The sequence below is a fragment of the Nocardiopsis alba DSM 43377 genome, from assembly GCF_000341225.1.
GTDB lineage: Bacteria > Actinomycetota > Actinomycetes > Streptosporangiales > Streptosporangiaceae > Nocardiopsis > Nocardiopsis alba.
In genome coordinates this window covers 133,645-154,196 of the sequence record NZ_ANAC01000013.1, presented here as the reverse complement: position 1 = coordinate 154,196, position 20,552 = coordinate 133,645, and the positions used below count along the sequence as shown (strand labels likewise).

19 protein-coding genes are annotated in these 20,552 nt (G+C 69.7%); 12 read left to right on the top strand and 7 right to left on the bottom strand.

Annotated elements, in window-relative coordinates; genetic code table 11:
* Positions 1-24: 24 nt before the first annotated feature.
* On the top strand, positions 25-1,032 hold the full coding sequence (locus D451_RS0115375; RefSeq protein ID WP_014911618.1) for an aldo/keto reductase family protein: 1,008 nt from the start codon (positions 25-27) through the stop codon (positions 1,030-1,032).
* Positions 1,033-1,106: 74 nt separating this feature from the next.
* Here the strand turns inward: D451_RS0115375 and D451_RS0115370 are convergent, their stop codons facing one another.
* Complete coding sequence (locus D451_RS0115370) at positions 1,107-1,313, bottom strand: hypothetical protein (RefSeq protein ID WP_014908500.1); 207 nt, start codon at positions 1,311-1,313, stop codon at positions 1,107-1,109.
* 208 nt (positions 1,314-1,521) lie between these two features.
* On the opposite strand from D451_RS0115370, the gene D451_RS0115365 reads away from it, so the two are divergent.
* The 10 genes from D451_RS0115365 to D451_RS0115320 all read left to right on the top strand — a co-directional run bounded on the left by D451_RS0115365 (position 1,522) and on the right by D451_RS0115320 (position 13,144).
* Complete coding sequence (locus D451_RS0115365; RefSeq protein WP_014912380.1) at positions 1,522-2,514, top strand: bifunctional adenosylcobinamide kinase/adenosylcobinamide-phosphate guanylyltransferase; 993 nt, start codon at positions 1,522-1,524, stop codon at positions 2,512-2,514.
* Entirely contained in the window at positions 2,511-3,302 is a 792-nt protein-coding gene (locus tag D451_RS0115360; RefSeq protein ID WP_017535105.1) for an adenosylcobinamide-GDP ribazoletransferase, read from the top strand. Before D451_RS0115365 ends, D451_RS0115360 begins: the two co-directional genes overlap by 4 nt.
* A gap of 332 nt (positions 3,303-3,634) precedes the next feature.
* Positions 3,635-5,143: a leucyl aminopeptidase gene (locus D451_RS0115355; protein WP_017535104.1), complete on the top strand. Its 1,509-nt coding sequence runs from the start codon at positions 3,635-3,637 to the stop codon at positions 5,141-5,143.
* Positions 5,144-5,279: 136 nt separating this feature from the next.
* Complete coding sequence (gene lpdA / locus D451_RS0115350) at positions 5,280-6,656, top strand: dihydrolipoyl dehydrogenase (protein ID WP_014912445.1); 1,377 nt, start codon at positions 5,280-5,282, stop codon at positions 6,654-6,656.
* A 102-nt stretch (positions 6,657-6,758) separates the two neighbouring features.
* Positions 6,759-8,462 (top strand): 2-oxoglutarate dehydrogenase, E2 component, dihydrolipoamide succinyltransferase, encoded by a 1,704-nt coding sequence (gene sucB / locus D451_RS0115345; protein WP_081616085.1) that lies wholly within the window; start codon positions 6,759-6,761, stop codon positions 8,460-8,462.
* Between the two features lie 203 nt (positions 8,463-8,665).
* Complete coding sequence (locus D451_RS0115340; RefSeq protein WP_017535103.1) at positions 8,666-9,226, top strand: NADPH-dependent FMN reductase; 561 nt, start codon at positions 8,666-8,668, stop codon at positions 9,224-9,226.
* A 284-nt stretch (positions 9,227-9,510) separates the two neighbouring features.
* On the top strand, positions 9,511-10,443 hold the full coding sequence (locus tag D451_RS0115335; protein WP_017535102.1) for a TIGR01777 family oxidoreductase: 933 nt from the start codon (positions 9,511-9,513) through the stop codon (positions 10,441-10,443).
* A gap of 9 nt (positions 10,444-10,452) precedes the next feature.
* Complete coding sequence (gene lipB, locus D451_RS0115330; RefSeq protein WP_014909162.1) at positions 10,453-11,154, top strand: lipoyl(octanoyl) transferase LipB; 702 nt, start codon at positions 10,453-10,455, stop codon at positions 11,152-11,154.
* A 100-nt stretch (positions 11,155-11,254) separates the two neighbouring features.
* A complete protein-coding gene (lipA, locus tag D451_RS0115325) occupies positions 11,255-12,208 on the top strand; it encodes a lipoyl synthase (RefSeq protein ID WP_014910578.1) in 954 nt (317 codons plus the stop codon).
* Positions 12,209-12,424: 216 nt separating this feature from the next.
* A complete protein-coding gene (locus D451_RS0115320) occupies positions 12,425-13,144 on the top strand; it encodes a DUF4191 domain-containing protein (RefSeq protein WP_014909057.1) in 720 nt (239 codons plus the stop codon).
* Positions 13,145-13,218: 74 nt separating this feature from the next.
* On the opposite strand, the gene D451_RS0115315 is transcribed toward D451_RS0115320, so the two are convergent.
* The 5 genes from D451_RS0115315 to D451_RS0115295 all read right to left on the bottom strand — a co-directional run bounded on the left by D451_RS0115315 (position 13,219) and on the right by D451_RS0115295 (position 18,031).
* Entirely contained in the window at positions 13,219-13,458 is a 240-nt protein-coding gene (locus tag D451_RS0115315) for a helix-turn-helix domain-containing protein (protein WP_017535101.1), read from the bottom strand.
* Entirely contained in the window at positions 13,458-14,102 is a 645-nt protein-coding gene (locus D451_RS0115310) for a DUF2975 domain-containing protein (protein WP_017535100.1), read from the bottom strand. The genes D451_RS0115315 and D451_RS0115310 overlap by 1 nt, the downstream gene beginning before the upstream one ends.
* A 138-nt stretch (positions 14,103-14,240) precedes the next feature.
* Positions 14,241-15,665: an LCP family protein gene (locus D451_RS0115305; RefSeq protein WP_017535099.1), complete on the bottom strand. Its 1,425-nt coding sequence runs from the start codon at positions 15,663-15,665 to the stop codon at positions 14,241-14,243.
* A gap of 277 nt (positions 15,666-15,942) precedes the next feature.
* Positions 15,943-17,370 carry an LCP family protein gene (locus D451_RS0115300; protein ID WP_017535098.1) on the bottom strand — a complete coding sequence of 476 codons (1,428 nt, stop codon included), beginning with the start codon at positions 17,368-17,370 and terminating at the stop codon, positions 15,943-15,945.
* A 160-nt stretch (positions 17,371-17,530) separates the two neighbouring features.
* Positions 17,531-18,031 carry an RDD family protein gene (locus tag D451_RS0115295; RefSeq protein ID WP_026125093.1) on the bottom strand — a complete coding sequence of 167 codons (501 nt, stop codon included), beginning with the start codon at positions 18,029-18,031 and terminating at the stop codon, positions 17,531-17,533.
* Positions 18,032-18,349: 318 nt separating this feature from the next.
* On the opposite strand from D451_RS0115295, the gene glnA reads away from it, so the two are divergent.
* The gene (gene glnA / locus D451_RS0115290; RefSeq protein ID WP_014908758.1) at positions 18,350-19,774 is read left to right on the top strand and encodes a type I glutamate--ammonia ligase; all 1,425 of its coding nucleotides are present in this window, start codon (positions 18,350-18,352) and stop codon (positions 19,772-19,774) included.
* 60 nt (positions 19,775-19,834) lie between these two features.
* On the opposite strand, the gene D451_RS0115285 is transcribed toward glnA, so the two are convergent.
* Positions 19,835-20,452, bottom strand: coding sequence for a hypothetical protein (locus tag D451_RS0115285; RefSeq protein ID WP_017535097.1), 618 nt, complete (start codon positions 20,450-20,452; stop codon positions 19,835-19,837).
* Positions 20,453-20,552: the final 100 nt, after the last annotated feature.

Below are 20,552 nucleotides of genomic sequence, written 5' to 3'. Positions count from 1 at the left end.
GCCCCGCCGACTAGAGTGCTCGACATGGAATTTCGGCATCTGGGCAGCACCGGCCTGATCATCAGCGAGATCGCCTACGGGAACTGGATCACCCACGGTTCCCAGGTGGAGGAGGACACCGCCGTCTCCTGCGTCCGCGCGGCGCTCGACGCGGGCATCACCACCTTCGACACCGCCGACGTCTACGCCCGGGGCAAGGCCGAGGAGGTCCTCGGTCGCGCTCTGAAGGGCGAGCGGCGCGACGGTCTGGAGATCTTCTCCAAGGTCTTCTGGCCCATGGGCGACGGGAAGAACGACAAGGGCCTGTCCCGCAAGCACATCATCCGCGGCTGCGAGGACTCCCTGCGCCGTCTGGGCACCGACTACCTGGACCTGTACCAGGCGCACCGGTTCGACCACACCACCCCGCTCGAAGAGACGATGCGGGCCTTCGAGGACCTGGTCCGGCAGGGCAAGGCCCTCTACATCGGTGTCTCGGAGTGGCGCGCCGAGGAGATCGAGCGGGCCCTGAGGATCGCGGACGAGATGGGCTTCGACCGGATCGTCTCCAGCCAGCCGCAGTACAACATGCTCTGGCGGGTCATCGAGTCGGAGGTCGTCCCGCTCTCCGAGCGCGAGGGCATCGGTCAGATCGTGTGGTCCCCGATCGCCGGCGGCGTCCTGACCGGCAAGTACAAGCCGGGCGCGGAGCTCCCCGCCGGTTCGCGGGCCAGTGATCCCAAGAGCGAGAAGTTCCTCGCCGACAAGGTCTCGGACCGGGTCCTGCTGGAGCGGGTCCAGCTGCTGGAGCCGCTGGCGGCCGAGGCCGGTCTCACCCTCTCCCAGCTCGCCGTGGCCTGGGTCCTCCAGAACGCCAACGTGTCCGCCGCGATCATCGGCGCCTCCCGGCCCGAGCAGGTGGAGAGCAACGTCCGCGCGGCCGGGGTCCGTCTCGACCCCGCGCTCATGAGCCGGATCGACGAGATCCTCGGCGACAGCGTCCAGCGCGACCCGGAGCTCACCAAGAGCCCGGAGAACGTCCGTCTCCTCTAGAGGGGCCGGACGCAGCGGGGCCCGGCGGTCGTGACGACCGCCGGGCCCCGCCGTGTCCGGGGGGAGGGTCCTCGTCAGTCCTCGGCGCCCAGGGGCATCGTGTAGACCTCGCGGTCCTCCTCCAGGAGGGCGACCGTGCCCACGCCGGCCTCGGCCAGCTCGGACCAGTTCTCACCCAGCCAGCTCTCGGCGTCGCCACGCGAGGTGAACGACTCCTCGGGCAGGCCCGTCGTCTCCACCGGAGCACCACCGGCCTCGTGGTACCGCCATGTCCATGCCATGTTCGACCGCCCTTCGTCGCCGGTTCCACGGGGACACTCGTCGAGATCCCGTGGCCGAGCTTAACCAAGCCTTGGTCCGAGATGCTGTTTACTCTTTCGGGTGCGTATCCGATTTCTGGGGACAGCGGGACAAGCGGGCTGGCCGGCGCCGCAGTGCACCTGTTCCTCTTGCAACAAGGCCCACGCGGAACGCCGTCTGCCGCTGAGGGTGACCGTCGACGACCGGTTCCGGATCCGGGACTCCGGCACCGCGGGACCGGTGCCGCCCGGTTACACGGTCACGTCCACCTCGCACGGAGTGCTGGTGGAGGCGCCCGACGGCGGCCGTCTGCTGTACGCCCGTTCCGGACCGGGTCCGGCTCCGGAGGCTCCGCCGGCCGAGGCCCCTTCCGACGCGTCCTCCACCTATTCCTCCGCCCCGGAGCAGCAGGTGGACATGGTCATCGTGGACGCCGTACAGCGCCCGGAGGTCATCGGCGAGCTGCGCCGCTCGGGGGTGATCGGCGTGACCACGGCGGTGGTGGCGGTCGGCGGCGACCATCGGGTCCGTTCTCCCGAGGAGTTCGCCCGGCGCGCCCGCCTGTGGGGCGCTCTGGCTCCGGGCGACGGCACCGTGATGACCTGTCCGCCGTCGGTGTGGCCCGAGCCCCGACCGCGAGGACCGCATCGGACGCTGGTGACCGGGGGCGCCCGTTCGGGCAAGTCGACCGAGGCCGAGCTGCGACTGTTGGCCGAACCGACGGTGGTGTACGCGGCGACCGGCCCCGCCGCCGATCCGGAGGTCGATCCCGAGTGGGCCGCGCGGGTCGCCCGCCACATCGAGCGGCGTCCCTGGTGGTGGCGGACCGAGCGGACCACCGACCTGGCCGGGCTGTTGCGTCGGGAGCGGGGCGCCGTCCTGGTCGATTGTCTGGGCACCTGGCTCACCTGGGTGATGGGCGAATGCGGTCTGTGGGAGGAGGAGCCGCCCCGGGACGCGGAGGAGCGTGTGGAGGCCGCCGTCCACGAGCTGTTGGAGGCCTGGCGCGCCACGTCGGCCTACGTGGTGGCGGTGACCAACGAGGTGGGCTCGGGGGTCGTGCCTGCGACCAGGGCCGGACGCCTCTTCCAGGACCACCTGGGGCTGCTGAACCAGTGGGCCGGGGCCGAGTCCGAGGACGTGGTCCTGACCGTGGCCGGACGCGTGGTGGAGCTTCGATGAGCGTCTCCGACGCCGTGGCGGGCGCGCGGATGGCGGTGGGCACGTTCACCGTCTGGCCGGTCCGGGTGGAGCGGGTCGATCGCGCGGTGGCCGGCTGGGCGATGCGTTGGGCCCCTGTCCTGGGTGGGGCTCTGGGCGCGCTGATCGGCGCGGCCACCGCGGCCGGTCTGTGGCTGGGCTGGTCGGCGCCGTTGTCCGCCCTGCTGGCGACCGGTCTGGGCGCGTTGGCGACCCGGGGACTGCATCTGGACGGTCTGGCGGATCTGGCCGACGGTCTGGGGAGTGGACGTTCGGCCGAGCGTTCGCTGGAGGTGATGCGCCGTTCCGATATCGGCCCGTTCGGGGTGCTGACCCTGTTGGTCGCGGTGGGCGCCCAGGTCCTGGCTCTGGCGGGGTTGGCCGAGCTCTCCCCTCGGGCGGTGGTGGTGGGGGCCCTGGTGGCGGGTGCGGCCGGTCGGACGGCGGCGACGTTGGCGTGTCTGCGCGGGGTCCCCTCGGCCCGTCCGGACGGGTTGGGCGCCTTCGTGGCCGGGACCGTGCGTCCTCCGGCGGCCCTGGTCTGTTCCCTGGGTCTGGTGGCGGTGTGCGCTCTGGGCCTGTTCCACTCCCCCGGGTTCGCGCTGGCCTGTGCGGCCGGGGTCGTGGTCGGCCTCGTCGCGGCCGGTCTCGTGCTGTGGAACGCGGTGCGGCGGCTGGGCGGTATCACCGGGGACGTCCTGGGCGCTCTGGTCGAGACCGCCGTCACGACGGCCCTCCTGGTGATGGTCGCGGTCGCCTCCCATCTGTGATCGACGTGGGACCGAGGGTGCCCCTGATCACCCGAGAGCGCCACCAGGGCTTTCCTACCGGCCGGTAACCCGTCCCGGAACCCAATGTAGCCATCATCACATTTTTTCACACGGAGTTTCACAGCGGTTCGCCATGGGCAACGCGCCCTCACGTGCCGGAACCCGCACGACACCCCCCACCAGCGACCACAGGCCCCTCATCACGCGGCCGGGCCCCACCCCACCGAGGGGCGGTCCACGTCGCCCGGGGTCGCCATGGGCCGCACCGGGCCCGTCGGCCCCACGGGGCGCCACGTCGCCGCCGGGGCACAGGGAGGACTAGCATCGGGGACGTGAGCACGACGTTGTCAGTAAACACGGAGTCCCCCAGTTCGCTCGACGCCGACGCCGTTGTCGTCGGTTACCACTCCGGAGGCGACGCCCCGGAGCCCGCATCGGGCGCTCATACCGTCGACGCCGCCTTCTCCGGTGGCCTCGGCACGACCCTGTCGCTCCTGGGAGCGAGCGGCGCCCTCGAGGAGGTGCACACCCTTGCCTCCCTCGGGGCCGTCCAGGCCCCGGTCGTCGTCGCGGTCGGTCTCGGCCCGGCGTCCGCCGACGGCTCCGTCGACACCGACGCGCTGTCCCGCGCGGCCGGCGCCGCGCTGCGTTCGCTGAGCTCGCGCCCCGAGGGCGCGGGCCGTGTCGTCCTGGCCCTGCCCGCCACCACCGCCGACCAGGTCGGCGCCGTGGCCCTGGGTGCCCGACTCGGTTCCTACTCCTTCGACCGCTACCGCACCGGTGAGAAGGCCGCCAAGGACACCGAGACCACGCTGACCCTGATCAGCGAGGCCGACGGCGCCGCCGAGGCCGCCGAGCGCGCCGGTGTCCTGGCCGACGCCGTCTCCCTCACCCGCGACCTCGTCAACACCGCCCCGGCCGACCTGGTCCCCGAGGACCTGGCCTCGGTCGCGCAGCAGGTCGCCGAACAGGCCGGCCTGGAGATCGAGGTCCTGGACGAGCGCGCCCTGGCCGAGGGCGGCTACGGCGGTCTGACCGGCGTCGGTCAGGGTTCGGTGAACCCGCCCCGTCTGGTCCGGCTGGCCTACAGCCACCCCGAGGCCACCAAGAAGGTCGCCTTCGTCGGTAAGGGCATCACCTTCGACTCCGGCGGTCTGTCCCTCAAGCCCGCGGGCTCGATGGACTGGATGAAGTCCGACATGAGCGGCGCCGCCTCGGTGCTCTCCGCTCTGCGCGCCATCGCCGCCCTGGGCCTGAAGGTGAACGTCGTCGGCTACCTGGCCGTCGCCGAGAACATGCCCAGCGGCACCGCCCAGCGCCCCTCCGACGTGCTGAGCATCTACGGCGGCAAGACCGTCGAGGTCCTCAACACCGACGCCGAGGGCCGTCTGGTCATGGCCGACGCCCTGGTCCGCGCTCAGGAGGACGAGCCGGACCTGGTCGTGGACATCGCCACCCTCACGGGCGCGCAGATCGTCGCCCTGGGCTCCCGCGTCTTCGCGGTCATGTCCAACGACGACACCGTCCGCGAGGAGATCGTCTCCTCGGCCACCGCCGAGGGCGAGGCCTCCTGGCCGATGCCGCTCCCGAGCGAGATGCGCTCCGGGCTCGACTCCGCGATCGCCGACATCGCGAACATCTCGAACGCGACCGGAGGCGGCATGCTGTCCGCCGGTCTCTTCCTCCAGGAGTTCATCGAGGAGGGCAACAAGTGGGCCCACCTCGACGTCGCCGGGCCCTCCTTCAACCAGGGCGGCCCGCACGGCTATACCCCCAAGGGCGCCACGGGTGCGGGTACCCGCACCCTCGTCCGCATCGCCGAGGACTACGCGGGCAAGTAGTCGTCCGGGGCGGCGCCGATCGAGCCTTCGGCGCCGCCCGCCTCGGCCCACCACGGATTCGGTGTCCGGGCGTCCCCGACCTCGACCGACCGTGGTACCCACCACCATCAGCCACCTGATTTAGGAGTTCGTTCCCGTGAGTGAGAGCGGCGGTACCTTCGACCTCGTCGTCCTTGGCGGCGGCAGTGGCGGCTACGCGGCGGCGCTGCGCGCGGCCGAGCTGGACATGAGCGTCGTCCTGATCGAGAAAGACAAGCTCGGCGGCACCTGCCTGCACCGCGGCTGCATCCCCACCAAGGCCCTCCTGCACTCGGCCGAGGTCGCCGACTCCGCCAAGGAGAGCGAGAACTTCGGCGTCAAGGCCTCCTTCGAGGGCATCGACATCGAGGCCGTCCACAAGTACAAGGACAAGGTCATCGGTGGCCTGCACAAGGGCCTGAGCGGGCTGATCAAGTCCCGCAAGATCACCGTCGTCGAGGGTGAGGGCAAGCTCACCGGCAAGGACGAGGTGACCGTCGACGGCAAGGTCTACAAGGGGAAGAACATCCTCCTGGCGACCGGCTCCAAGCCCAAGACCCTGGGCCTGGAGATCGACGGCGACAAGGTCATGACCAGCGACCAGGCCCTCGGCCTGAACCGCGTCCCCGAGTCCGTCATCGTCCTGGGCGGCGGTGTGATCGGTGTGGAGTTCGCCAGCGTGTGGCGCTCCTACGGCGCCGACGTCACCATCGTCGAGGCCCTCAAGCACCTGGTCCCCGTCGAGGAGGAGTCCAGCTCCAAGCTGCTGGAGCGGGCCTTCCGCAAGCGGAAGATCAAGGCCGAGCTGGGCACCCCCTTCGAGTCGGTCAAGACCACCGACTCCGGCGTGGTCGTCACCCTCCAGGGCGGCAAGACCCTGGAGGCCGAGGTCCTGCTGGTCGCCATCGGCCGCGGCCCGGTCTCCGAGGGCCTGGGCTACGAGGAGCAGGGCATCACCCTCGACCGCGGCTTCGTCAAGGTCGACGAGAACCTGCACACCGGTGTCGGGAACATCTACGCCGTCGGCGACCTGATCCCGACCCTCCAGCTGGCCCACGTCGGCTTCGCCGAGGGCATCTTCGTCGCCGAGCAGATCGCCGGGCAGAACCCGCCGGCGATCGACTACGACGGCGTCCCCCGGGTCACCTACTGTGAGCCCGAGGTCGCCTCCGTCGGTCTGACCACCCAGGTCGCCAAGGAGCGCGGTTACGACGTCGTCGAGATGAACTACAACCTCGCGGGTAACGGCAAGAGCCAGATCCTGCAGACCCAGGGCGCGGTCAAGGTCATCGCCGAGAAGGACGGCCCCGTTCTGGGCGTCCACATGGTCGGCAGCCGCGTCGGCGAGCTCATCGCCGAGGGACAGCTGATCTACAACTGGGAGGCCCTGCCCTCCGAGGTGGCCCAGCTGATCCACCCGCACCCGAGCCAGTCGGAGGCGTTGGGCGAGGCGCACCTCGCGCTGGCGGGCAAGCCCCTCCACGTCCACGACTGATCGCTTCACCAGGGGGCGGGCTCCAGGGCCCGCCCCCGCACACATCCGCGCTGCCCATCAAGGCTTGGGCAGGTATCCGCGCCCAGATCCAACGAGGAACCCATGCCGACTTCCGTTTCCATGCCCGCCCTGGGTGAGAGCGTCACCGAGGGGACCGTCACCCAGTGGCTGAAGAACGTGGGCGACACCGTCGAGGTAGACGAGCCGCTCCTTGAGGTCTCCACCGACAAGGTGGACACCGAGATCCCGTCCCCGGTGTCCGGTGTACTCACCAAGATCCTCGTCGACGAGGACGACACCGTGGAGATCGGCGCGGAGATCGCGATCATCGGTGGCGAGGGCGAGTCCGCCGACGCGCCGGCCGAGCCCGAGCCCGCCGCCGCTCCCGAGCCGGAGGCCGAGCCCGAGCCCGCCCCGGCCGCCGAGGAGCCCGCCCCCACGCCCGAGCCCGAGCCCGCTCCCGCGAGCCCCGCGGCCACGGGCACCGGTACTCCGGTGGACATGCCCGCCCTGGGTGAGAGCGTCACCGAGGGGACCGTCACCCAGTGGCTCAAGAGCGTGGGCGACACCGTCGAGGTGGACGAGCCGCTGCTCGAGGTCTCCACCGACAAGGTGGACACCGAGATCCCGTCCCCGGTCGCCGGTGTGCTCACCGAGATCCTGGTGGCCGAGGACGAGACGGTGGAGATCGGCGCCCGTATCGCCCTGATCGGCGGCTCCGCCTCCGCTCCCGCCGCTCCCGCCGAGTCCGCTCCCGCTCCGGCCGCCCCGAAGCCCACGAGCGCCCCCGCCCCGGCCACGCCTGCTCCCGCCGCACAGGAGCAGGACTCCGAGGGGGGCCCGTCCGTGGACGTCGAGACGCTGAGCGGGACCGGTCGCGCCTCCGGCACCGACGCCGTGACCGAGGCCTACGTGACCCCGCTGGTCCGCAAGCTCGCCGGCGAGCACCGTGTCGACCTGAGCCGTGTCACCGGTACCGGCGTGGGCGGTCGCATCCGCAAGCAGGACGTGCTCAAGGCCGCCGAGGCCCGGAGCTCGGCCGCCGCCGCTCCGCGCCGGACCGGCTCGGACACGTCGCTGCGCGGGCGCACCGAGAAGCTGACGCGTCTGCGTCTGTCCATCGCCGACCGCATGGTGGAGTCGCTGCACGTCTCCGCCACGACCACCCAGGTCATCGAGGTCGACGTCACCAAGATCGCGCGCCTGCGCACCCAGGCCGCGGCCGACTTCACCAAGCGTGAGGGCGTGGACCTGGACTTCTTCCCGTTCTTCGCGCTGGCCGCGGTGGAGGCCCTCAAGGCCCACCCCGAGGTCAACGCGGTGATCGACAGCCAGGCCCAGACGGTGACCTACCACGACATCGAGAACCTGGCGATCTCGGTGGACACCGAGCGCGGTCTGCTCGCCCCGGTCGTCAAGGACGCCGGTTCGCTGAACCTGGGCGGTCTGGCCCGGACCATCACCGACCTGACCGAGCGGGCCCACACCGCCGTTCTGAGCCCGGACGAGCTGGTCGGCGGTACCTTCACCATCACCGACACCGGCCACACCGGCGCCCTGTTCGGCACCCCGATCATCAACCAGCCCCAGGTCGCGATCCTGGGCGCGGGCGCGGTCGTCAAGCGCCCGGTCGTGGTCGAGGACTCCGCCATGGGCGGCGAGGTCATCGCGGTCCGGTCGATGGTCTACCTGTCGATGGCCCACGACCACCGTCTGATCGACAGCGCCGACGCCGGCCGCTTCCTCCAGACGGTCAAGGCCCGTCTGGAGGAGGGCGCCTTCGAGAGCGAGCTCGGTCTGGCCTGATCAGGGCCTCGATCCGCTCCGTGTGAGCCGGGCCCGGCCCGGGTACCGTCCGTGGTACCCGGGCCGGGCCCTTTCGTGTACGTACGGGATCCACCGTCCGGAGTGGCCGGGGTCTCCTCGCACCCGGTTGACCTCAACCGAACTCCAGGTTCTAACGTGGCAGGGTACGTCCACAGCGAGCGTCCCACCGGCAAAGGACCCCCATGTATCGAGAGAACCTTCGAATCGCGGTCGTCCTGGGAGGCGACCATCGAGGGCGTACGGGACCCCGCGTCTCCTCCTGGTTCCTCGACCTGCTGACGGCCAGTCCCGGGGTGGAGATCGACGTCCTGGACGTGGCCGAGCACCGGGGCGACGGGCACGGCACCCCTTCGGAGCTCTTCTCCGCCTCGGTGGCGGCCGCCGACGGCTTCGTCGTGGTCACCCCGGAGTACAACCACGGCTATCCGGGACCGTTGAAGAGCGCCATCGACTCCGCCCGTCGGGAGTGGTTCGCCAAGCCGGTCGCCTTCGTCTCCTACGGGGGCATGTCGGGCGGCCTGCGCGCGGTGGAGCAGTTGCGGACGGTCTTCGCCGAACTGCACGTGACCTCGGTACGCACCTCGGTGAGCCTGCACAACGCCCGGGAGATGTTCGCCGACGGCGCCGTCTCGGGGGAACGCGGCGCGGGTGCCGCGGCGGCCGTGGCGGAGATGCTGGACCAACTGACGTGGTGGGCGCTCTCCCTGCGCGAGGCACGCGATCGCCGCCCCTTCCCCGGTTAGCGGAAAAGGGCCGGAAAAGGTGGACGGGGCGGCGCCGTAACGGCACCGCCCCGCCTTTCTACCCCACCAATCACCATCCCCTGATGATCCCCATCATCAAAGGTCTGTGGTCGGGCGCACCACCGCCTGAACGGCGGATGGTCGCCCACAGTGCCTCCGCGATGACGCGGAGTTCCATGTCCCACTCCTCAACCTAGAAGACCCGGCCCCTCCCCGCAGAGGTTTCACCGAAAAAGCCGGAGAAAAATTCGAACGACCTCGACGGCAACGGGTAGACCCTCGTCATGCGAGTGGCGATCACGGGTGCGACAGGGCTGATCGGCCGGGCACTGACCACGTCCCTCCTCTCGGACGGGCACACGGTCGTGCGGCTGGTACGCCGACCTCCCCTCGACGGAGGGGCCCCGGGCCTGGAGGAGGCCGAGTGGCGGGCCGAGCAGGGGCGTGTGGACTCCGTGGCCCTACGGGGAACGGACGCGGTGGTGCATCTGGCGGGCGCCCCCGTGGTCGCGAGGCCCTGGGCCCGTCGCAGACATGAGCTCGTCCATCGCAGCAGGGCGCACTTCACCCGGGAGCTGTGCCGGGCCCTGGCGGGCATGGACCACCCGCCTCCCCGCCTCCTGAGCGCCTCGGGGGTGCACTACTACGGGCGGACCGGGAGCACCGTGGCCGTGGAGGGCCACCCGCCGGGCCGGGGCTTCCTGTCCCGGGTGTGCCGCGACTGGGAGGAGGCCACCCTTCCCGCGGAGGAGGCCGGGATGTCGGTGGCCCATCTGCGCACCGGACTGGTCCTGGCCCGCGAGGGCGGGCTGCTGCGGACCCTGGTCCCGTTACAGCGGATGGGTCTGGGCCGTCGCCTGGGCCCCGGCGACCAGTACCTGACCTGGATCTCCCTGACCGACCAGGTGGGCGCCATCCGTTTCCTGCTGGACCGTCCGGACCTCACCGGGCCGGTGAACCTCTGCTCCCCCGAGCCCGTCGGCAACGCGGCCTTCTGCCGCGAGCTCGGCCGCGCCCTGGGCCGCCCCGCGCTCCTCCCGATCCCCGCCGCCCTGGTACGCGCGGCCCTGGGAGGGCCGGCCGAGGAGAGCGTCCTCCTCGATCTGAGGGCGCACCCCCAACGTCTGGAGAAGGCCGGGTATTCCTTCTCGTTCCCCATGGTCGATCGTGCTCTTTCCGACATCCTGACCCACCCTCGACCCTCGACCGGGGCGTAAGGTGGTGGTGTGAATGATCTCGTTTACGCATGGCTGGGCGATGCTCCCGTCCCCTACCACCAGGGCTGGGATCTCCAGAAACGGCTCCACCAGAGTCGTGTCGCCGACGAGGTGGCCGACACCGTCCTCCTCCTGGAGCACGAGCCCGTGTACACGGCGGGCAAGCGCACCGGGAGGTGGGATCGTCCCATCACCGACCCCGGCGCTCCCGTCGTGGACATCGATCGGGGCGGCAAGATCACCTGGCACGGCCCCGGACAGCTCACGGTGTACCCCATCGTGCGGCTGGCCCAGCCGATAGACGTGGTCGCCTATGTTCGCATGTTGGAGGAGGCCGTCATCCGCACCATCGCGGAGTACGGCCTGACCGGCAGGCGGGTGGAAGGGCGCAGCGGGGTCTGGCTCGACGCCGACCCCGAGCGCGGTCTGATCGAGCGCAAGATCTCGGCGATCGGCTGTCGTATCGCCCGCGGGGTCGGTATGCACGGATTCGCCCTCAACTGCGACAATGACATGTCGTGGTTCGATCGGATCGTCCCTTGCGGGATCACCGACGCGGGGGTCACCTCGCTCACCAGGGAGCTGGGGCGCACCGTCACCGTCGCCGACGTGCGACCGAGCCTCGAACGCCACCTGGCCGATGTCCTCGGCGCGTCGGACTACAGCCACACCGACGGCGCCGGGATGCTCTCCGTCGCCACCGCCCGATGATGACAGACCACACCATGAGCCAGCCCCCACCGGGACACGATGCCCGAACCGAGGGCGAGAGGGTCCCCGTCACAGGGGTACAGAAGGGAACGGGTTCGCGTTGACCATCGCTCCTGAGGGCCGCAAGCTGCTGCGCGTGGAGGCGCGTAACAGCGAGACCCCCATCGAGAGAAAGCCGCCGTGGATCAAGATCAAGGCGCACATGGGGCCCGAGTACACCGAGCTCCAGTCCCTGGTCAAGGGTGAGGGCCTGCACACCGTCTGTCAGGAGGCGGGCTGCCCCAACATCTACGAGTGCTGGGAGGACCGCGAGGCCACCTTCCTCATCGGCGGCGACCAGTGCACGCGCCGATGCGACTTCTGCCAGATCGCCACCGGCAAGCCGACCGCCCTGGACAAGATGGAGCCGCTCAAGGTCGCCACCTCCGTCCAGAAGATGGAGCTGCGCTACGCCACCATCACCGGTGTGGCCCGCGACGACCTGGAGGACGGCGGCGCCTGGCTCTACGCCGAGACGGTCCGCAAGATCCACGAGCTCAACCCCGGCACCGGTGTCGAGCTGCTGATCCCGGACTTCAACGCCGAGCCCGACCAGCTCGCCGAGGTCTTCGGATCGCGTCCGGAGGTCCTGGCGCACAACGTGGAGACCGTGCCGCGGATCTTCAAGCGCATCCGTCCGGGCTTCCGCTACGAGCGTTCCCTCAAGGTCATCACCGAGGCGCGCGACTACGGTCTGGTCACCAAGTCGAACCTGATCCTGGGCATGGGCGAGACCCGTGAGGAGATCAGCGAGGCCATGCGCGACCTCCACGAGGCCGGCTGCGACCTGCTGACCATCACCCAGTACCTCCGTCCGTCCAAGCTGCACCACCCGATCGACCGCTGGGTGAAGCCGCAGGAGTTCGTGGAGCTGGGCAAGGAGGCCGAGGAGATCGGCTTCGCCGGTGTCATGTCCGGTCCGCTGGTGCGTTCCTCCTACCGAGCGGGAACGCTGTACAAGCAGGCCCGCGAGAAGCGTGACGCCGAGGCCGCGACCGCCGCGAACGGGACATGACGATCGATACGCCCGAGTCGTGATCAAGCTGGAACGGTGGCCCGCGGGCCACCGTTCCGCATGTGGGCGCGCGGACACATATCCTGGTGGTTCCAGGGCGCCCGTTTCGTGGCGCCGGGAGGCGCCGCATCGAAGGTCGACCGCGAAGAGGAGGCAAGGCAGCTCAGGGATCTCCTTCCCCACCGATCAACTCGGTGTGCGCTGCCTGAAAGCACGATGGCGAAGAAGTCCGACACCACGTCCGCCGGTAAGGGTGACGCGAAGCAGCCGGGCCGGTTGAAGCAGATCGGCATGGTCGCCAAGGTCGTCCATCAGCAGAGTCCGCGTACGATCCCGCTCGCGATCACCGTCGCGGTCGTGATCCTCGCGATCTTCATCGGTATCGGCATCTGGACCGGTTCCTGGATCATCTGGCCGCTGACCGGTCTGCCCGTCGCCTTCCTGGTCGGCTTCATCATGTTCACCCGCTCGGCCCAGCGCGTGCAGTACAAGATGCTGGACGGCCGTCTGGGCGCCGGTATGGCGATCCTGGAGAACATGCGCGGCAACTGGGTGGTCGAGCCCGGTGTCGCCGCCAACAAGCAGATGGACGTGGTCCACCGCGTCGTGGGCCGTCCCGGCGTCATCCTCGTCGGCGAGGGCGACCCCGGCCGTCTGCGCGGCCTGATCGCGGGCGAGAAGAAGCGTGTGGCGCGCGTCGCCCACGACACGCCCATCTACGACTTCAAGGTCGGCAACGGCGAGGACCAGGTCCCGGTGTCCAAGCTCCAGCGGACCCTGGTGAAGCTGCCCAGGAACCTGGACAAGGCCGGCACCGCCGAGCTGAACTACCGGCTCAAGGCGCTGCCCGCCGCGATGCAGATGCCCAAGGGCCCCATGCCCAAGGGCGCCAAGCTGCCCAAGGGCATGCGCGGCCAGAGCGGCGGCACCGCCTGATCACGACCGTGCTCGCATGAGCTCTCACGGCGACCTTCGGGGCCGTCGCACCGATCGGTGCGACGGCCCCGTTCTCATGCGCCGGTCCCGGGTTCCGGCTCGTAGTCGATGAGGTCTCCGGGAGAGCAGTCCAGCTCCCGGCAGAGGGACGCCAGGGTGGAGAAGCGGATCGCCCTGGCCCGCTGGTTCTTGAGCACCGACAGGTTGACGATGGTGACACCGACCCGTTCGGCCAACTCGGTGAGGGTCATCCCGCGCTCGGCCAGGATCCGGTCCAGGTGGATCCTGATCCCGGTGGTCTCCTCCGGCGGCATCAGACGAGGCCTTCGACGTCGTGACGCAGCCGCGCGCCCCGTCGGAAGATCTCGGCGAGCGCCGCCAGGATCAGACCGACCAGGACCAGGGGCACCGTCCCGCCCTCCAGACCGAAGGTGAACGTGAGGGAGGGGTCCGTTCCCAGGGCCCGGCTCTCCAGCACCGCACCGGTGACCCCGGCGCAGGCCGGGACCAGGAGGGAGCCGGTGATCACCGTGAGGGCGACGGTGTAGGCGCGGCGCACGTTGGCGGCTGAGAACGGGTCCCCCTCGCGCAGGGACGGGAGCATGCGCAACAGCAGGTAGGCGACCAGGCCGATGGCCAGGGTCGTGAGCAGCGCGGGGGCCACGAGGAGCAGGCGTTCGCCCACCGAGGGGTCGTGGAAGACGAGCACCATCCGCTCGACCCCCTCGATGGTGACGTTCCCGTGGGGGACGACCCCCGTCACGGAGGTCGAGGCCTCGGAGGGCAGGGGCCTGGTGAGCAGGTCGAGTCCGGCCCTGCTGTCGGCACGGACGAAACCGAGCCCCCAGACCACCAGGAAGAGCCCGTGCAGAGCCTGGAGCGCCAGGAAGACGGCGAGGACGAAGGTGAGGATCACGGAGTCCGTCCGTGACCAGAGCAGTACGTGTCGGCGACTCATGGCACCACTTTCTTATCGATCATCGATATTAATGATAAACGATAATTTCTGGGCTCGGGACGGGGCCCCGGGTGGTCCGGGAACGCCGCGGGGGCGGGACCCCGTTCGGAATCTCCGCCCCCGCGACCGCCGTCGTTCTCAGTCGCAGCTCACCTTGTCCGCCGCCGCGCTGTTGGTCTCCAGACCGTCCAGGACGTCGCCGCCGGACCCCCCGGACCCTTCGTCGCCGCCACCGCCGACACCGGACACCCCGGACCAGTCGGCGCCCATCACCAGCTCCAGGTCATCGCCCAGAGTGGGCTCCTCGACGACCTCCGCGCCACCGGTCAGGGCCGAGGCCAGGAGTTCGGCCTCCCCGTCCAGCCCCGCGCCGTGGTAGACGGTCGTGGCCTCGGGGGCGCGCAGCTCGGGGTTGCCGGTACCGACGACACCGAAGCCCTCGGCCGCCAGCAGCGGTTCGACCTGCGCCCCCAGCCCGTCGATGCCGGTGTTGTTGAGCAACGTCAGGGAGACGTCGGAGGGCTCGACCTCGCTCTCCTCCTCCGAGGAGTCGGAGTCGTCGGAACCCTCCTCCGGGTCCTCGGTGAGCTCACCGGCGGCCACCGCCGAGAAGAGCTCGGAGGCGTCGGGCTCCATGAGCTCGACCTTGTCCGGGTTGGGCTGGTAGTCCATGACGGGGGCGGTGACCATGTTCATCCGACCCAGGTCGACCTCGCGCATCGCCGCGGCCAGCTCGGCCATCTTGGCGTTGTTGAACTGGTCGTCGGTCACGAGGCTGTCGGTGACCGAGTCCAGGAACCCGGCGAGGTTGCCCGGACTGGTGAGGATGTCGCCCGAGGTGACCTCGCGCAGGATGGCGCCCATCATGCGCTGCTGGTTCTCGATCCGCCCCAGGTCGCTCCCGGTCTCCGTACTGTCCCGGGACCGGGCCAGGCCCAGCGCCTGCTCACCGTTGAGCCGCTGGGTCCCCGCGTCCAGGGTCAGATGCGCCTTGGGGTCGTCGATCGCCTCGGGGACGCACATCTCGATACCGCCGACGGAGTCGACGATCTGCTCGAAGCCCGCGAAGTCCACCAGGACCAGGTGGTCGAGGTGGATCCCGGTGACGGTCTCCACGGTATTGCCCTGGCAGTCCATCCCGCCGTAGGTCATGGCGTGGTTGATCTGGTCGACACCGCCGGCCCAGCCCTCGCCCTCCTCTCCGGGGTCGCACGGGGGGATGTCGACCATCGTGTCGCGCGGCAGGTTGACCATGGTCACCCCGCCCTGGTCGACGTCGATGCTGACGACGACCAGCACGTCCGGGCGGATGCCGTTGAGGTCGTTGTAGGCGGCGTCCTCCCCCGCCCTCTCGTCGGTGCCCAACAGGAGGATGTTGTTCACACCGTCGACCTGGGCGGGGCGATCGCCCCAACCATCGGGGTCCACATGGGCGGTCTGGATACCGAGGACGTCCTGGTAGAAGCCGTAGCCCACCAGACTTCCCGCGATGACCACGCCGGTCATCGCGCAGGCCGCCCACTTGCCGAGGGTCATCTTGGCGGCGACGGCGGCCGTAGACACGTTTCTTGGGGCCAACAGGGCACCTGCGATCCGTTCCGGGGCACGAGAGGGAGTGTCCGACCTGAGGGGGACCCGCCCCGGAGCTCGTTCCCCGGTCGGGTAATCGGACGTAACCCACCGGATGGTACCGGAACGGTCTCACCGTGTCAGATCCCGGCCATCGGCACGGCCCACCCCACCCCCACTCCGACAGAGGGCGAAAACGCAGGTCATGGACGTGAGACGACGTCGGCGCCCCCCGAAGGACACCGACGTCGCCACCTCGATCCGCGAACCCTTAGCAGGCGCTCTCGGGCGCCTCCTCGGCGGTGACCCCGCCCAGGTCGTCGGTGATGGACAGGTCGGTCTCGGCCGAGGAATCCCCGACGAAACCGTTCCAGTCGGCGCCGGCCACCAGCTCGAGGGTCTGCTCCAGCCCCTCGGCCTCCTCGATCTGGGCGTTCTCGAGGGTGCCGGCCAGCAGCTCGGCGGCGGCCTTGTCGTCGGGGCCGTAGTAGACGGTGGTGGCGTCGGGGACCCGGAGCTCGGGGTTCCCCGTACCCGTGACCACGTAACCCTCCTGGGCCAGGACCGCCTGGATCTCCAGGGCCAGCCCGTCGATCCCGGTGTTGTTGAGGATCTCGACGGAGACCTCCTCGGGGGCCACCGGACTCTCGTCCGTCTCCTCGTCCGAGGATCCCGCGTCGTCGCCCCCGGACAGGTCGACCCCGGCGTTGATCGCCTCGAACAGCTCCGAGGCCTGGGGCTGGCTCATCATGATGCGGTTCTCGTCGTCGGGGTGCGCCCCGTTGGGGACGGTGACGAACTGGACCTTGCCCAGGTCGACCTCGCGCATCGAGATGGCGATGTCGGTCATGGTCTCGACGGTGAGCTCGTCGTCGGTGGTGATGGAGTCGGTCACGGCTCCCAGGAAGTTGGTGATCGTCACCGGGTTGGTCATGACCTCGCTGCTGAGGACCTCGCGCAGCATGGCGCCCATGAACTCCTGCTGACGGTCGATCCGGGACAGGTCGCTGCCGTCGCCCTGGGCGTAGCGGGAGCGCACGAAGCCCAGGGAGTCCTCGCCGTCGAGCTTCTGGAGACCGGCCTCCAGCGTCAGGTGCGCCTTGGGGTCGTCGACCGGTTCGGGGATGCACATCTCCACGCCGCCGATGGCGTCCACCATGTCCTTGAACCCGACGAAGTCCATCATGATGAAGTGGTCCAGGTGGACACCGGTGACCTGCTCGACCACCTTCCACTGGCACCCCACCCCGCCGACGGTCATCGCGGAGTTGATCATGCCCTGGTGCGGGGACATGCCCTCGTAGCCCTCGCTCGGCTCACAGGCCGGCATGTCGACCATGAGGTCGCGGGGCAGGTTGACCAGGGTGGCGGCCCCGTTGTCCACGTTGACGCTGACGATGAGCATCGTGTCGGGACGTTCGCCCTCGGCCACGCCGTAGTCGGCGTTCTCGCCGGAACGGACGTCGGAACCGATCACCAGGAGGTTCATGACCCCCTCGACGCTGGTGGGCCGATCCCACTCGTCGGTGTCGACCCGAGTGGTCGTGATGTTGCCGATCAGGCCCTGGTACCAGCCGTACCCGCCGAGCCCGGCGATGATGGTGAGCGCGGTCGCGATACAGGCGACCCAGTGCCCGGTGGACAACCGTGCGGCGCCCAGGGCGCCGGAGGCGCGGGGGGCGGATCGTTTTCCAGCCATGCGAACCTTCGGATGCGAAGAGACCTAGAGGGGGCGGGGTCAAGGCGGCCCACAGGTCGCGGCCCCGGGAAAGCTGTGAACGGATGCTAACAGCCGTACGGAAGAGGTACTGAACGCTTCGGTGGAGGATCCGACGCCGGGAGAGGCGTTCCGTGTTCGATCAGTAACGAGTGGTGATCGTCCCGGCGGCCCGGTCGTGCAGGCCGCGAGTGTCGCGATCGTACACCACGGCCGGGATGACCAGGCAGAGGAGCAGGGTACGCGCGGTCATGGACAGGAACCAGGGCCAGGTGCGCTCCCCCGTGGCCGTGATGCCGACGCCGACGATCCGCCGCCCGATCGTTGTACCGAAAAGGGTCAGCAGGACGATGTTCATCGCCGCGAACACCACCAGAGTGGACAGGGTGGTGAAGTTGGTCAGGGCCAGGGCCTCCTCCTCACCGCCGGAGGCGGCGGCCGCGGCCAGGTCCTGTCCGATCAGCCCGAGGGAGACGGCGCCCCACACCAGCAGGACGGCCAGGCCCCAGTCCAGCGCCAGGCCGACCAGACGTCGCATGACCCCGGGGACCGAACCAGGACCGTTCTCGGGCAGGCCGAGCCGGTTGCCCCGGTAGCGGAAGTCGTCGTCGGGGGTGGCGGCCGACCGGCTCTTGTCACTCATGTCATTCACGGTATAGGCACGTCGTGGGCGCGCGTACGCGGGTCGAGGGGGCCGGTGCGATACCGGTCTCGCACCGGGGTGGCGATGGTCACCGGCAGACCCCGGGAACATCCCGTTTCACCCGTGGAACACGCGGAACCAGCAGGTGGAAGGACACATCGCCCGCGGACGGCCGGCTCCGTAACATGCAGGAAACAATCGAGACATGGCGTGGAAATCACGCGCTCATAGCTTCGAAGAGAAGCCGGGAGACGGTGCGGCCCGACCCCTGAGGGGCCGGAGGGCCGCCGTCTCAGCCACCTGCACGGAGGTTCCGTTTTGTTCAGCAGCGTCGATGAGGTGCTCGCTTACATCCGCGACGAGGACGTCAAGTTCCTCGACGTCCGTTTCTCGGACCTGTTCGGGGGTGTGAACCACGTCACCCTTCCGGTGGAGAACGTCGACGAGTCCACGTTCACCGAGGGCCAGATGTTCGACGGCTCCTCGATCCGCGGCTTCCAGGCCATCCACGAGTCCGACATGCTGCTGCTCCCCGACCTGAGCACCGGCGTCCTCGACCCGTTCCGCAAGCACAAGACGTTGAACATGACGTTCTTCGTCCACGACCCGCTCACCCTGGAGTCCTACAGCCGCGACCCGCGCAACATCGCGCGCAAGGCCGAGGCCTACCTGCGCGGCTCCGGTGTGGCCGACACGGCGTTCTTCGGTCCCGAGGCCGAGTTCTACATCTTCGACGACGTCAAGTTCGAGACGCGTTCGAACACCGGCTACTACGAGATCGACTCCATCGAGGGCGCCTGGAACACCGGCTCCTCCATCGAGGGCGGCAACCGCGGCTACCGTCCGCGCTACAAGGGCGGCTACTTCCCGGTCGAGCCGGTCGACCACTACAGCGACCTGCGCTCGGACATGGTCCGCGCCCTGATCGACGCCGGCATCGAGGTCGAGCTCCAGCACCACGAGGTCGGCACCGCCGGGCAGGCCGAGATCGGCATCAAGTTCGGCACCCTCCTGAGCTCGGCCGACCAGATCCAGCTCTACAAGTACATCGTGAAGAACGTCGCCAACGAGGCCGGCAAGACCGCGACGTTCATGCCCAAGCCGCTCTTCGGCGACAACGGCTCCGGCATGCACTGCCACCAGAGCCTGTGGAAGGACGGCGAGCCGCTCTTCTTCGACGAGTCCGGCTACGGTCAGCTCTCCGACATGGCCCGCCACTACATCGGCGGTCTGCTCAAGCACGCCCCGGCGCTGCTGGCCTTCACCAACCCGACGGTGAACTCCTACCACCGTCTGGTGCCGGGTTACGAGGCCCCGATCAACCTGGTCTACAGCCAGCGCAACCGTTCGGCCTGCATCCGTCTGCCGCTCACCGGGTCCAACCCCAAGGCGAAGCGGATCGAGTACCGCGTTCCGGACCCCTCGGCCAACCCGTACCTGGCCTTCTCCGCCATGCTGATGGCCGGTCTGGACGGTATCCGCAACAAGATCGAGCCGCCGGAGCCGGTCGACAAGGACCTCTACGAGCTGCCCCCGGCCGAGGCCGAGGCCATCGAGACGGTCCCCGCGTCCCTGGACGCGGCCCTGGAGGCCCTGGAGAACGACTACGAGTTCCTCCTGGAGGGCGGGGTCTTCACCAAGGACCTGATCGACACCTACATCGACTACAAGCGCACCGAGGAGATCGAGTCGCTGCGCCTGCGCCCGCACCCGCGTGAGTTCGAGCTCTACTACGACGTCTAAGGACGTACGACGCCGGACGCGCGCCCTCCCTTCCGGAGGGCGCGCGTCCGGCGTTCGCGGTCACTCGATGAGGGCCTCGGCGGCGTCGACGAGGAGCTCGTCCATCTCCTCCTCGGTGAGGGCCTGGTCGATGTCGTCCCTGCCGATCGACATGGCCGCGACGAACACCCCGCCGGGCAGGTGCAGGAGGGCGCCGCGTCCGGTGTCGACCTCTCCCATGTCACTGATCTCCAGGAGACCGCCCAGCTCGCTCGCCCGGTCGGTCAGGTACAGCTCCCGGTCCTGTGACTCGGCCACGACCTCGTAGTTGTCCTCGATGTCGGGCATGTCGGCCAGCGTGAAGCCCTCCGAGTAGACCAGGTTCACGCCGTTCTGGGCCTCATGGCTTCCGAAGAGGCAGCGGATCCCGCCCTCATCGGTCGTCTCCTCGTTGACCCGTTCCACGTCGGCGGGCTGGTAGTCCCGTACGACGTCGAGGGCGCCCGCCGCGTCGCAGTCCTCGGGGAAGGCGAACTCCGGCGGGGCCTCCTCGGCCTCGGTCGTCGGCTCCTCGTCCACGGCGGCCTCCTCCGTCGGGGCCGTCTCCTCCTCGGGGACGGACTTCTCTCCGCCACAGGCCGTGAGAGCGAAGGTCACGGCGGCGGTGAGGGCCAGGAGGCGTGCGGGGCGGTGGGGCATGTCGGTCCTTCGATGTCGGGGGAGACCTCGTTCCTCCCCTACGATCCCGCCCGTCTCCGCCCCGTTCGATGACGTGGATCACCACCCGCCGCCACCCGGG